10 protein-coding genes are annotated in these 13,954 nt (G+C 66.6%); all 10 read left to right on the plus strand.

All coding sequences use genetic code 11. From position 1 onward, the window contains the following. Positions 1 to 172: 172 nt before the first annotated feature. The 10 genes from V3596_RS17815 to V3596_RS17860 all read left to right on the plus strand — a co-directional run bounded on the left by V3596_RS17815 (position 173) and on the right by V3596_RS17860 (position 13,936). Positions 173 to 2,410 (plus strand): GGDEF/EAL domain-containing response regulator, encoded by a 2,238-nt coding sequence (locus V3596_RS17815; protein ID WP_334279148.1) that lies wholly within the window; start codon positions 173 to 175, stop codon positions 2,408 to 2,410. 230 nt (positions 2,411 to 2,640) lie between these two features. Then, a complete protein-coding gene (locus V3596_RS17820; protein WP_334279149.1) occupies positions 2,641 to 3,486 on the plus strand; it encodes an agglutinin biogenesis protein MshI in 846 nt (281 codons plus the stop codon). After that, entirely contained in the window at positions 3,483 to 4,094 is a 612-nt protein-coding gene (locus V3596_RS17825; protein ID WP_334279151.1) for a hypothetical protein, read from the plus strand. Before V3596_RS17820 ends, V3596_RS17825 begins: the two co-directional genes overlap by 4 nt. Then, complete coding sequence (locus V3596_RS17830) at positions 4,091 to 4,729, plus strand: hypothetical protein (protein ID WP_334279152.1); 639 nt, start codon at positions 4,091 to 4,093, stop codon at positions 4,727 to 4,729. The genes V3596_RS17825 and V3596_RS17830 overlap by 4 nt, the downstream gene beginning before the upstream one ends. Further along, the gene (locus V3596_RS17835) at positions 4,714 to 5,100 is read left to right on the plus strand and encodes an MSHA biogenesis protein MshK (RefSeq protein ID WP_334279153.1); all 387 of its coding nucleotides are present in this window, start codon (positions 4,714 to 4,716) and stop codon (positions 5,098 to 5,100) included. Before V3596_RS17830 ends, V3596_RS17835 begins: the two co-directional genes overlap by 16 nt. After that, entirely contained in the window at positions 5,097 to 6,677 is a 1,581-nt protein-coding gene (mshL, locus tag V3596_RS17840) for a pilus (MSHA type) biogenesis protein MshL (protein WP_334279154.1), read from the plus strand. The genes V3596_RS17835 and mshL overlap by 4 nt, the downstream gene beginning before the upstream one ends. Before the next feature lie 2 nt (positions 6,678 to 6,679). Continuing rightward, positions 6,680 to 8,389 carry a GspE/PulE family protein gene (locus V3596_RS17845; protein ID WP_334279155.1) on the plus strand — a complete coding sequence of 570 codons (1,710 nt, stop codon included), beginning with the start codon at positions 6,680 to 6,682 and terminating at the stop codon, positions 8,387 to 8,389. Positions 8,390 to 8,411: 22 nt separating this feature from the next. After that, complete coding sequence (locus tag V3596_RS17850; RefSeq protein ID WP_334279156.1) at positions 8,412 to 9,647, plus strand: type II secretion system F family protein; 1,236 nt, start codon at positions 8,412 to 8,414, stop codon at positions 9,645 to 9,647. A 378-nt stretch (positions 9,648 to 10,025) separates the two neighbouring features. Further along, positions 10,026 to 10,430 carry a type II secretion system protein gene (locus V3596_RS17855; protein WP_334279157.1) on the plus strand — a complete coding sequence of 135 codons (405 nt, stop codon included), beginning with the start codon at positions 10,026 to 10,028 and terminating at the stop codon, positions 10,428 to 10,430. Beyond that, entirely contained in the window at positions 10,364 to 13,936 is a 3,573-nt protein-coding gene (locus V3596_RS17860; protein ID WP_334279158.1) for a LamG domain-containing protein, read from the plus strand. Before V3596_RS17855 ends, V3596_RS17860 begins: the two co-directional genes overlap by 67 nt. The last annotated feature ends 18 nt before the right edge of the window (positions 13,937 to 13,954 follow it).

Below are 13,954 nucleotides of genomic sequence, written 5' to 3' on the forward strand. Positions count from 1 at the left end.
CCGGGGCTTCGCCGCATGATTTGCACTTTCATGCGGGCAAGCCCTCAACCCGCAAGCCCAGCTTCCCGCATATCGTCTATAACCACGAAATCGCCAATAGCCTGGCCTGAAACCTCAGGGCCGGGAACAGACAGCAGTCTCGACTCGAGCAGGGTCGACAACGGTAAGCCTCATGTCCGATCAACAAAGCAGCGAGATCACTGAGAGTCCTGGCGATGACGATGTGCTCGAGTTCCTGGAAGGGGACGACGCGGCGGCGGCAGAAGCATCGGCCCACCCCTGGCGGGTACTGATCGTTGATGACGACAGCGACGTGCACAAGGCCACCGAGCTGGCCATGCAAGGCCTGCAGATCGAAGGCCGCCCGCTGCAATTTCTCCATGCCAGCTCGGCCGCCCAGGCGCGCGACCTGATGTCGCGCGAGCGCGACCTGGCGGTCGTCCTGCTCGACGTGGTGATGGAGAGCGAGGACGCCGGCCTGCAGCTGGTGCGCTGCATTCGCCATGACCTGGACCAGCACGCGGTGCGAATCGTCCTGCGCACCGGCCAGCCCGGCTATGCGCCCGAGATCGAGACGGTACGGGCCTTTGACATCAATGACTACAAGACCAAGTCGGAGCTGACCCGCACCCGGCTCTACACGGTGCTGACCGCGGCCATCCGCTCGTACCGCCAGATCCAGGCGCTGGAGTCGGCGCGCCACGGCCTGGAGATGATCGTGCAGGCCAGCACCGAGCTGAGCCGCCTGCGCGGGCTGTCTCACTTCGCCGATGGCGTGCTGAGCCAGATCTGCCAGGTCCTGGGCGTGCTGCCGGCCGGCCTGGTCTGCGCGCAGATGAATGAAGACGCTGGCGGGCCCTGGCGTGTGGTGGCCTCGGCCGGCCAGTACGCCAGCATGATCGACATGGCCTTGAAAGAGGTGCCCGTCGTCGAGGTGCGCGAGCGCGTGCAGCTGTGCGTCAAGCAGCGCGAAACCCTGGAAGGCGACAGCCTGTGCCTCTACTTCGGCGGCGCCAGCGGCCGCGGCATGGTGGCGCTGATCGAACTGCCCCGCCAGCTCGACCAGGTCGAACGCCAGCTCTTGCGCGCGTTCTCGGCCAACATCATCACAGGCCTGGAAAACGTGCTGCTCTACAGCCAGCTGATGGACCAGGCCTACAACGACCAGCTGCTGCGCCTGCCCAACCGCACCCGCTTCATCGAACTGATGGAGCGCAACCTCAAGGACCCGGTGGGCATCTGCCTGGCTCTGATCGACATCGACGACTTCTCCGACATCAACGACGCCTTCGGCCACCACTTCGGTGACCAGGTGCTGCAGGCCGTGGTGGCACGCCTGTCGGAGTCGCTGGGCCTGAACACCTCGATGGCCCGCGTGGCCGCCGATGCCTTCGGCCTGATGGGCCCGGAAGAAATCGTCAATGGCGATGCGATCACCGGCGTGTTCTTCGAACCCTTCGAGGTCGATGGCGAAAGGCTGCAGCTCTCGGCCACCACGGGCCTCGTGCGGCTGTCCGAGTCCTCGTCGGTCGGCTCCGAGTTGCTGCTCGACGCCCAGATTGCGCTGAAGCGGGCGAAGCAGCAGCACCGCGGCAGCTCGCAGTATTTCTCGCCGGCCATGGGCACGGACGCGCGCGAGCGCTTCAAGCTGCTCAAGGGCCTGCGCGCCGGCTTCGAAGACAACCGGCTTTTCGTCGTCTACCAGCCGCAGGTCGACATGGAAAGCGGCCGAGCCCTCGGTGCCGAGGCCTTGCTGCGCTGGCGCACCGAAGAAGGCAAGTTTGTGCCGCCCGACCAGTTCATTCCGCTGGCTGAACAGAGCGGCTTGATCGTCAGCATCGGTGAATTCGTGCTGCGCACCGCCTGCCATCAGTTGAAGCGCCTGGAAGAACAAGGCTGGACCGACTTCCGCATGTGCGTGAACATCTCGCTGGCGCAGTTCCGCCATGCCGGCTTCATCGAGACGCTGAACGCGGCGCTGCGCGATACCGAGGTCAATCCGAACAATCTCGAGCTCGAGATCACCGAGTCCATGGCAATGGAAGACGCCGACCTGGTGATGGGCCTGCTCGCCTCGATCAAGCGCACCGGCGCAACGGTGGCCATCGACGATTTCGGTACCGGTTTCTCCTCGCTGAGCCAGCTGCGCCAGCTCGAGGTCGACCGGCTCAAGATCGACCGGGCCTTCGTGCGCGAGGCCCAGGTCTCCAGCGCCGGCTCGACGATTGCGCAGATGGTCATCAACCTGGGCCGCAGCCTGGGCCTGCGCGTGATCGCCGAAGGCATCGAAACCGAAGAACAACGCCAGCAGTTGCTGGCCCTGGGCTGCCTGGAAGGTCAGGGCTATCTGTTTGCCCGCCCAGTACCGGCCGACCAGCTGGAGCGCTGGCTGCGCAAAGAGCCGCTCTGAACGCGACGTGCGGAGTTCACGGAACTGGGGCCGCCGTGCTGTCCGAGGCCGAAATGGACATGCCGTGCCACCTGTTTCTTGGACGAGCAACGAACTTCGGGCTTTGACAATCTCTTCTTCAATTTGAGCGGACGCCTGCCTTGCCTCTATTCAGCCGTCAACGACAACTCCCCGGCTGGGTCGCCCTAGCGCCCGGGCGAGGCCTGGCCCGCCTGGCTTGTGTTGAAGCCGTGGCTGGCCAGAAGCCTCGACTGAGCTGGGTGGCCGAGCAGGACTGGGCCGACCCGGCAGCCGGCCTGCGCGCGCTCAAGTCGGTGCGCGAGCTGCATCAGCGCCGCGTGGTCGCCGTGCTGGAACGCAACCAGTACCAGGTCGTGACCATGGATGCGCCCGATGTGCCACGGCCCGACTGGAAAGACGCCACCCGCTGGCTGCTGCAGGAGCGCGTGGATTTCCCGGTCGATACGGCGGCGCTCGATGTGCTCGAGATTCCTGCCGACGCCGCCCAGCGCCGCAAGCCGGGGCTGATTGCCGTGGCGGCTCCGCGTGCGCACCTGCAGCCCATGGTCACGCAAGCCCAGCAGGCCGGCACACCACTGACAGCCATCGACGTGGCCGAAACCGCCCTGCGCAATATCAGCGGCCTGCTGGAGGAGCCGGGCCGGGGTCAGGCCTTGCTCCATGTCGGCGAAAGCCACAGCAGCCTGGTCGTCACGGCCGGCGGCGAGCTGCTGCTGTCGCGCCAGATGGATGCCAACCTCGCCGGCCTCACGCATGCCGATGCCGACCTGCGCCAGCAAGCCTTCGAGCGCACCAGCCTCGAACTGCAGCGCACGCTGGACGGCTTCGAGCGCAGCTTCACCCAGGTCAGCCTGGCGCGCGTGCTGGTGGCACCGGGTCAGGCGCTGGAAGACTTCATGGCCTATGTGCGCGAGCTGCTCTATGTGCCGGTGCAGACACTGGAGCTGAACCAGGCACTCGACCTCTCGGCCGCGCCGGAGCTGGCCGCCGACCCGCTGATCCAGGCTGCGTACCTGGTCGCCATCGGCGCCACCTTGCGGGGTGAGCCGGCATGAGCATGAGTGTTCAGCACATCAATCTGCTCGATGCGAGCCTGCTGCCGCCCAAGGCGCGCTACACGGCCACCCAGGGACTGATTGGCATCGCCGTGATTTCACTGGGCCTGCTGGCGGCCGGCTTCGCCCTGCGCTGGGCTGCCGCAGAACAGGCCCGCGAGGCCGCAGCCTTGCAGCAGAGCCTGCCGGACATGCAGGCGCACGTGACACGACCGCTGCCCTTGCAAGCCACGGCCGATGCACAAGGCCTGCAGTTGAATGCCTTGCGCCAGGAAGAGGCCGCGCTGCATCAATTGCAGCAGGTGCTGAGCAACGGCGGTGCCGGCCGCACCGAAGGCTATGCCGACTATCTGCTGGCCCTGTCGCGCCAGGGTGCGAAGGGCGGCAACGCCTTGTGGATCACCGGCTTCAAGGTGCTGCCCGATGGTCAGCTGGAGTTGCAGGGCCGCATGAGCGACGCCCGCGCCCTGCCCGACTACCTGCGCCGCCTGAATGAAGAGTCGTTGTTCCGGGGCCGCAGCTTTGCGCAGTTGAGCGTCAAGGCCGGTGAGTCCTTCAGCGAGTTCCTCCTGCTGGCCAGCGCCGGCACCGAGGGAGCGAAACAATGATCGCGAAGATCAAGGCCTGGCGCGAGCGCTTCGATGCGCGGCCGCAGCGCGAGCGCCTCCTGATGCTGGGTGCGGCCCTGGCCGTGCTGGTGCTGGCGGCCGACTCGATCTGGCTGACGCCGGCCTACCGCGAATGGAAAGCCCAGGCCGAGCAACACCGCCTGGCGGCCGCGGCGGTGGCCCAGCTGCGCGAGGCCTCGAGCCAGCGCCAGCGCCAGCTTGAAGAGCTGGTGCAAGGCCAGCGGCGCGAGCTGCAGGACTGGCAGCAGCGCCTGCGCACGGCTGAAGCCAAGCTGGCCGAGCGCGGTGGCCAATTGGTCCATGCCAACGAGATGGTCGGCGTGCTTGACGCGGTGATACGCCAGAACGCCGGGCTCAAGCTGCGCAGCATGCAGAACCTGGCGCGTACCGAGCTCAACACCGGCAGTGGCGCCACACCCCTCTATCGCCACGGCGTCGAGCTGGTGGTCGAAGGCAGCTATGCCGAACTGCTCGCCTATATGCAAGCCTTGCAGGCCCTGCCGCAACGCCTGCTGTGGGGCGGCATGAGCCTCAACGCCGAACAGCATCCGCGCCTGGCGCTGACACTGCGCGTCTACACCCTGAGCCAGGACAAGCAATGGCTGGAACTCTGATGAACAAGGCCAGCCTCCTGCTGATCCTGCTCTGCGCACTTGGGCAAGCCCAGGCCCAAGGGTTGCTGGCCGACCCCACACGCCCGCCCGCCGCCCTGGCTGCAAGCGCACCAGCCGCCAATGCCAAGCCGGCTTCGGCGCCTGTCGCGCCAAAGGCGCCCGAACTGCAGGCGCTGCGCCTGGGCAAGGACCTGCCGCCGCTGGCGCTGATCGACGACAAGCTGGTCCGCATCGGTGACCGCGTCGGCGAAGCCAGCGTGCTGGCCATCAGCGAGGAAGGCGTGCTGATGCGCGTCGGCCGAGGCTCCGATCAATGGCTCCGCCTGAATCCCGGTGTGCGCAAGTCAAGCGCCACCAAGGAGAACAAATGAAAAAGAAGACAAGCCTGCTGAGCGCTGCTCTGGCCCTGAGCCTGCTGGTCACGAGCCCGCAGGTGCTCGCGGCAGACCAGGAGCCCCGCTTCGACCTCTCCATCAGCAACGCGCCGGCCGCGCAGGTGTTCTCGCAACTGGGCGCCGGCACCGGCTACAACATCCTGATCTCGCCCGAGCTGAGCGGCCAGGTCTCGATCACGCTGCGCGACACCACGGTGCTGGAGGCGCTGGAAAGCCTGCGCGAGCTCTATGGCTACGACTTCCGTGTGGCCGGCAGGCGCATCTTCGTGCAGCCCAACACCGTGCAGACGCGGCTGTTCAAGATCAACTACCTGCCCGGCCGCCGCCAGGGCGCCAGCGATCTGCGCGTGACCTCCAGCGCCATCACCGTGGCGCAGACCGGGCAGAACGGCCAGAACGGCCAGCAGGGCAACAACCAGTCGAACGGCAATGGCGGCAACAACGGCCAGCAAGGCCAGCGCCAGGACGACAGCGCCCATGTGCGGACGACGTCGGACGCCGACTTCTGGCGCGAGGTGCAGAACTCCTTGAACGCGCTGGTCGGTACCGCTGACAAGCGCAGCGTGGTCCTGAATCCGTCTGCCGGCGTGATCGTCGTGCGCGCCACGCCGATGGAGCTGCGCCAGGTCGAGCAGTACCTGAAGGCGATCCAGCTGAGCATCGAACGCCAGGTGATGCTGGAAGCCAAGATCATCGAGGTCGAGCTCAACGAAGACGCGCAGGCCGGCGTCAACTGGAACGCATTCGCCAGCAGCCTGCTCGACGGTCGGCTGCGCGCCACCATCGGCGTTGGCGCGCCGGGCGTCACGCTCAACAGCAGCGGCGCCTTCAGCGACGGTGCGGGCAACCAGGTGACGGCCGGCGGCACGGTCCAGACCAGCGCCATCGGCAAGGGCTTCTATGGCCTGGCCTTGCAGACCAGGAACTTCTCCTCGCTGCTGAACTTCCTCGAATCACAGGGCAAGGCCCATGTGCTGTCCAGCCCGCGCATCGCCACGCTGAACAACCAGAAAGCCGTGCTCAAGGTCGGTACCGACGAGCTCTTCGTCACCGGCCTGACCACGACGACGACACAGACCGGCACCAACAGCAACAGCGTGCCCTCGCCGTCGCTCACGCTGACGCCCTTCTTCAGCGGCATCGCACTGGACGTGACACCGCAGATCGATGAAGACGGCAATGTGATGCTGCATGTGCATCCGGCCATCAGCACCGTGACCGAGCGCACCAAGAACCTGGACCTGGGCACGCTGGGCTCCTTCCGCCTGCCGCTGGCTTCGTCCTCGGTGAACGAAACCGATTCCATCGTGCGCGTGCGCGATGGCCAGATCGTGGCCATCGGCGGCCTGATGCAGCAGGTCACCACGACCGACCGCGCCGGCCTGCCGCTCGTCTCCAAGATCCCACTGCTTGGCGGCCTCTTCCGCCAGAGTGCCGATGTCAACAAGAAGCGCGAGTTGGTGATCCTGATGAAGCCGACCATCATCTCGGCCGATGGCCAAGGCTGGCCTGAATCCACCCTGACCGCGCCCGAAGCCCCGAAGAGCAACTGAAGATGGCAAGACCAGAACGCGTCCGCCTCGGCGACCTGCTGGTCCAGCAGGCCCTGGTCACGGCCGAGCAACTGAACGAAGCGCTGTCCGACCAGCGCAGCAGCGGCCGCAAGCTGGGCCGCGTCATCATTGACAACGGCTGGGTCACCGAAGAGCAGATCGCGCAGGCGCTGGGCAAGCAGTTGCGCATCCCCTTCGTCGACCTGGCCCGTCGCACGGTGCGGCCCGAGATCGCGCGCCTGCTGCCCGAGGTGCAGGCCCGCCGCCTGCGCGCCCTGCCACTGCAGGAAAGCGGTGGCGTGGTGATGGTCGGCATGGCCGACCCCAGCGACATCAATGCCTATGACGAGCTGACGCGCCTGATCAAGCGCGAATTCGACCTCGTTGTGGTGGCCGAAACGCCCTTGCTTGCCGCCATGGATGCGGCCTACCAGGGCGCGGGCGAAATTGCCGGCCTGGCCAAGCAGCTCGGCAGCGAGCTGGCCAGCGTCGAGGTGGACCTCGGCGACCTGCTCGGCTTGAACGCGACGGGCGCTGAAGACGCACCGGTTGTGCGGCTGCTGCTGTCGATGTTCGAGGAAGCGCTGCGCGTGCGCGCCTCCGACATCCACATCGAGCCGCAGGAAAAAAGCCTGCGCATCCGCTACCGCATCGACGGCGTGCTGCATGTGCAGACCGAGTCTGACCCCAAGATTGCCGGCGCCGTGGCCTTGCGGCTCAAGCTGATGTCGGGCCTCGACATCTCCGAGCGCCGCCTGCCGCAGGACGGCCGCTTCGCCGTCAAGCTCAAGAGCGGCGCGGTGGACGTGCGCCTTTCGACCATGCCCACGCAGTACGGCGAGTCGGTGGTCATGCGTCTGCTCAGCCAGAGCGGCGGCCTCTTGAGCCTGCCGGCCCTGAACCTGCCGCCGCATGTGGCGCAGGCCATCCATCGGGCCATCCACAAGCCCAGCGGCATGGTGCTGGTCACCGGCCCCACCGGCAGCGGCAAGACCACCACGCTGTATGCGGCGCTGAACGAGCTCAACAGCACCGGCCGCAAGATCATCACCGTGGAAGACCCGGTGGAATACCGCCTGCCCGGCATCAACCAGGTGCAGGTGATGGAGAAGATCGACCTGAGCTTTGGTCGCGTCTTGCGCGCTGCGCTTCGCCAGGATCCGGACATCATCCTGGTCGGCGAAATGCGCGACCTCGAGACCGCCGAGATCGGCCTGCGCGCCGCCATGACCGGCCACATGGTGCTGTCCACCTTGCACACGAACGATGCGGCTTCGACGCCGGTGCGCCTGATCGACATGGGCGTGCCGCACTTCATGGTGGCCACCTCCTTGCAACTGGTGCTGGCGCAGCGCCTGGTGCGCGTGCTGTGCCCGCATTGCGCCACGCCCTACCGGCCCGACGCGCACGAGATGGCCTGGCTGCGCGCGCTCTCCGGCGAGGCCGAGCCCGACATCTCGGGCCTGCGACACAGCCCCGGCTGCGCCAAGTGCAACCACACCGGCCACACCGGCCGCATGGGCGTCTATGAGTTCCTGGAGATGGACCGCGACATGATCCAGGCCATCAATCAGGAAGACCCGAACCTGGTGGCCGACGTGGCCCGCGCGCAGATGCAGGGCCGCACGCTCGCGAAGGAAGCGCTGGCCCTGGCGCTGGCCGGCCGCGCCTCGGTGGCCGACGCGATGAGCGTCTCCAGCCAGATGGACTGATTGAACGGGAACAGCAGTCGCCATGCCGCACTTCGCCTACACCGCACGCAGCGGCGCTGACGCGATCAGCGGCGTGCTGGAGGCTGCCAATCCGGGCGAGGTCGCCGAACTCCTGCGCGGCCGCGGCCACATGCCGGTCAGCATCAAGCCGACCGGCAGGCCCAGCAGCAGCGAAGACCTGAGCCTGGCCAAGCTGTTCGAGCGCTGGACCATTCCGCCGGTCGGCACCGTCGACCTGATGCTGATGAGCCGGCAGCTGCACACCTTGCTGCGCTCGGGCGTGCCCATACTGCGCGCGTTGGCCGGGCTGCAGGAATCGGCCACGCACCTGCGCCTCAAGGCCACGCTGCTGGCGCTGCGCCAGAGCCTGGAATCCGGCATCGATTTCTCCACCTCGCTGGCCCAGCATCCCGGCGTGTTCAGCGGCTTCTATGTCGCGCTGGTGCGTGTGGGAGAGATGACCGGCAAGCTCGACGAGGTGCTGCTGCGCCTGTACAGCCATCTGGAATTCGAGCTCTTCATGAGCCAGCAGGTCAAGGCCGCGCTGCGCTATCCGATGTTCGTCGGCATTGCCATGGCCATCGCCATCGGCGTGATCAACACCATGGTGATCCCGGCCTTTGCCGGCGTGTTCAAGAGCTTCAATGCCGAGCTGCCGCTGGCCACTCGCCTGCTGCTGGGCACGTCCGAGTTCACGATCAAGTACGGCTGGCTGATCGGCATCGCGGCCGTGGTCGCGTTCTTCCTGTGGAAGCGCTGGACCGCGACCGAGGTCGGTCAAGTCTGGTGGGACGAGAAGAAATTGAAGCTCCCGCTGGCCGGCAAGATCGTCAAGAAGGGCATGCTGGCGCGCATGACGCGCTCCCTGAGCCTGTCGCTCAAGGCGGGGGTGCCGGTGGAGCAGGCCTTGACCGTGGTGGCCCAGACGGTGGACAACAAGTTCATGCAGGGCAAGGTCGAGAAGATGCGCGAGAGCGTCGAGCGCGGCGACTCCATCCTGCGCGCGGCGGCGGCCAGCGGCGTGTTCACGCCCGTGGTGCTGCAGATGATTGCGGTCGGCGAGGAGACCGGCGCGCTGGACGAGCTGCTCGACGAAGTCGGCTCGCTCTACAGCAACGAGGTGCAGTACGAGCTCAAGACCCTGGGCCAGCAGATCGAGCCCATCCTCATCGTCTTCCTCGGCGTGCTGGTGCTGATCCTGGCGCTGGGCGTGTTCCTGCCGATCTGGGACCTGGGCCGTGTGGCCATGAAGCGATGAGGCATCGGGGATGTTGAACATTCCCGCCCCGCGGTTCAAGCTCAGCCCTGGGCGGCCGACAACTGACCTGTGCGTTGTGCGAGCGCCATGCCTGCTGCCCTGCCGAGTGAGAACAAGTGCCGCAGCGCCAGCATTTGCAAGCCAGCTTGGCACAGCGAAGCTGGAATTTGCCATCATCACCATCGTGACTGCGGTACTGATCAGCGTGGCCCTGACAAGACTCGGGGACTTGAGCACGCAGGGCAGGCAAGCCAGTCAGGAGTTCAAGCAATCGCAAGAACGCGCCGCATCGGCGCTTGAGCAAGCAGCCTGCGCCACGGCGTCGGCATCCAAGCAGGCGCCGGCATGCGGCGCGTTGAAAAGACAAGGAGTTGAGCCATGAAGACTCGGAAGCGTTCCGCCCAGCAGGGTTTCACGATGATCGAACTGATCGTTGTCATCGTCATTCTTGGCGTGCTGGCGGCCACCGCCCTGCCCAAGTTCTTTGACCTGGGCAGCGAAGCCAAGAGCGCCGCCCTCGCAGGCGTTGCCGGCGCCGCCAACAGCGCCATGTCCTTGAACTACGGATCCTGCGCTGTCGTGGGCAATGTGGTCACTGCCAACAAGTGCGTGAAGATCCGCAACTGCAATGAAGTGGGCACCGTGCTGCAAGGCGGCCTGCCGACCGGCTACACCGTGGCCGCCGGCCCCATCACCAATATCGGCGACAACCTGGTATGCACCGTGACGCAGACCAGCACCACGGCCACCGCCAACTTCACCGCCATCGGCGCCGGCACCTGATCCTGACGGACCTGCGTCGACACGGGCTGCTGCGACGCGTCGCAGCAGCCTTGCTCCTGGGCGTCGCAGCCCTGGGGCCCGCCGCCGCGCAGACCTATTTCAGCGCTTCGGCGACCTTCAACTGGATCGACTCCAGCAGCCACAGCAAGGTCGGCTACGCCACCACGCCTCACAAGTTCACCACCGGCTGCACTTCGACGCCGCCGGTGCTGGACGACACGCTGAGCACGCTGATACCGATAGGCTTCACTTTCCGTTTCGGCGCAACCGACTACACCTCGCTGTACATCAACAGCAATGGCCGGCTGCAGTTCGGGAACACCACCTGCGGCGCGGGCACGCAGAGCATCGGCCCGCCTCAGACCTACACCAACGTCTATCCCAGCTCGACGGTCAACAACACCATGAAGGTGTTCGGCGTCGACCTCGACCACACCAACCTGGTCGACAAGCCCAACTACCCGTCGGCGGCCAACAAGACGCCCTGCACCAGCAGCGCGACCTGCTATGTCTCGGTGGCCACGCTCGGGACGGCGCCCTCGCGCCAGTTCGTGGTGACCTGGAAGAACGTGCCCGAATGGGTCAACGCCGGCAACACCAGCGGCAGCTTCGACCTGCAAGTCATCCTCAATGAGGACGGCAGCTTCGTCTACCAGTACGGCGCAATCAGCCACGGCGGTACCGGCACAGCCCAGATCGGCTGGCAGCTGAGCACCACCGATTACCAGGTGCTGGCCTTCGGCGCCGCGACCGAGCCGGCGCCCAACACGGCGATCAAGTTCTTCCTGCCCAGGCCGAGCGCCGCCTACTACTTCGACGAGGCGGCCTGGGCGCCAGGAGTCAGCAACCAGGTGGCCGACTCCAGCACGCCCGGCGGCCACCCCGGGACCGCACTGGGCCTGGCGCAGACCGCGGCCAGCGGCAAGGTCTGCCGCGCCGCCAGCATTCCACTCAACACCAGTGCCGGCCAAGTGGATGCCGTGCGCACCGGCGTCAACATCTCCACCGGCGGGCTCAATCTGCAGGGCACCGGCACGATTGCCTTCTGGTACAAGTCCAGCACCGCCTGGAGCGGCAGCGGCGTCGTCGACGCGCAACTGCTCGATGCCTCGGGTGTGGGTGGCGAATGGTTCTACCTGACCAGGAAGGCCTCCGGCGCCCTGGTCTTCACGGTCAAGGACAGCACCGGCGCCAGCCGTTCGGTCACCACCGGGGCCAACGCCTTTGCGGCCGGAACCTGGGTGCATGTCGCGGTCAGCTGGGACTTCAACGGCGCTGCCGGCAGCAACCAGGACAAGCTGCAGGTGTTCGTCAATGGCGCCACGCCGACGGCCAGCGCCTTCACTTCCTCGGGCACCGTCAGCACCGGCGTGGGCCAGCTGCATGTCGGCGACAACCCGCTGGGCGTGGCAGAAAGCAACGGCAGCGTGAACTCGGCCAACGGCCTGATCGACGAGCTGCAGGTCTACAACTATGTGCTGACCAGCACCCAGGTCAGCGTCGCCATGGCCAGCACGCACAGCTGCCCCAGCTATGTGGTGGACCATCTGGAGATCCAGTACGCCGGCGCCAACGGCCTGACCTGCGCGCCCTCCACCCTGACCCTGCGCGCCTGCGCCAATGCCAGCTGCTCCAGCCTGTTCACCGGCGGCTTTGCCGGCACGCTGACCGCTACCGGCACGCCCGCAGTGAGCTGGGACGGCAGCACCGGCAATGGCAGCGGCGCCAGTTTTGCAATTCCCAGCGGCAGCAGCTCGGTCAGCAAGAGCTTCAGCATCGGCACCGCCGGTTTCGTCGACATCGGCGTCGGCGGCCTGTCGCCCAGCCCGACCACCAGCACGCCCACTTGCAATTTCGGATCGCCGAGCTGCCGCTTCACGGTGGCCAATGCGGGCTTCGTGTTCGATGTGCCCGACCATGTGTCCGAAACGCCGCAGACGGTCAGCGTCTCTGCGCTGACCAGCGCCGGCGGCAGCTGCGTCACGGCCCTCGCCAGCAAGACCAAGGCCGTGCGCTTTGCCTGTGCGCATGCCAATCCGGGCACGGGCACGATGCCGGTTCGCGTAGGCGGCAAAGCACTCAATGCATCGAACAGCGCGAGCGCTGCCTGCGATGGCACAGGCCAGACGGTCAATCTCGATTTCGATGGCTCCGGCGCGGCTTCGGTCATCGTGCAATACGCCGATGCCGGCAAGCTCAGCCTCTCGGCCAGCTACACAGGCTCAGCCGCCACCGGCGACGCAGGCCTGGTGCTGAACGGCACCGACGATTTCGTCGCCGCGCCGGCGAGCTTCGTGTTCAGCGGGCTGCCGGCCAGCAGCCTGTTGAAGGCGGGTGAGTCCTATCCAGCCACGATCACCGCGATCAACAGCATCAACATGACCACGCCTGGCTTTGGCGCCGAGGCGCCTGCGGCGCTGCCGACTTTTGGCTGGACCCACACCGCACCCACAGGGCCCGGCGCCGTCGTCGGCACCGCCACAGGCACGCTGGGCAGTTTCAGCAACGGCAGTGCCAGCACGACCAGCCTGAGCTGGACCGAGGTCGGTGAAGGCCGCTGGACCATCAGCCATCCCAACTATCTTGGCAGCGCGCTGTCGATCAACGGCAGCACCGGGGCCTTGCGTTTCATTCCCGATCATTTCGATGTGACGGTGACGCAAGGCTGCAGCGGCAGCTTCAGCTATGCAGGCCAGCCCTTCACGGTGAAGGTGGTGGCCCGGAACAAGGCCGGCGCGCAGACGAGCAACTACGACGGCGTATCGCTGGCGCCCTTTTTCGCGCGCAATGTGACGCTCAGTGATGGCGGCAGCCCCAGCCTGGGCCTGGGCACCTTCAGCGGCAACCTGATAGCCCAGGGAAGTTTCTCGCTGGGCGTGGCCACGACCACGGCGCCGACCTACAGCTACTCGGTCAAGCAGACCGGCGCCAACACATTGAAGGTTCGCGCCACCGACACCGACGGCGTCAGTTCGGCCGGTGCCGGGACCGAAGGCACGACGCTGCTGCGCAGCGGCCGCCTGCGCTTGTCCAACGGCTTTGGTTCTAAGAGCAGCCCCCTGGGTCTCGCCGTCGAGGCGCAGTACTGGACCGGCAAGAGCTGGATCAAGAACGCGCAGGACAGTTGCACCGTCATCCCGGCATCCGCCATCGCGCGCTTCAATCCGCTGACGCCGACCGGCACCGTCAGTACCGCGATGAACAATACGGCCTCTGCTGTCACGATTGCCGCGGGCGCCGGCACGCTCACGCTGTCAGCGGCCAGCCCCGCCGCTGCAGGCAGCCTGGACGTGGCCATCAACTTGGGCAATGCCGCAGCTGACCAGGCATGCTCCAGCATTTCACGCAATCCCAGTACTGCCGCCGCCCGTCCCTGGCTGCGCTCGCAATACGGCAGCGCCGGCGGCTGCGGCAGCGCCTGGGACCGCGACCCGAGCGCCCGCGCCAGCTTCGGCATCTTCTCGCCCGAAACCCGCAAGAACCTGCACACGCGCGAACTGTTCTGAAGCCACCGTGGCGGCGAG

The sequence above is a fragment of the Roseateles microcysteis genome (assembly GCF_036880965.1).
In the GTDB taxonomy this organism is placed as follows: domain Bacteria; phylum Pseudomonadota; class Gammaproteobacteria; order Burkholderiales; family Burkholderiaceae_C; genus JAUASW01.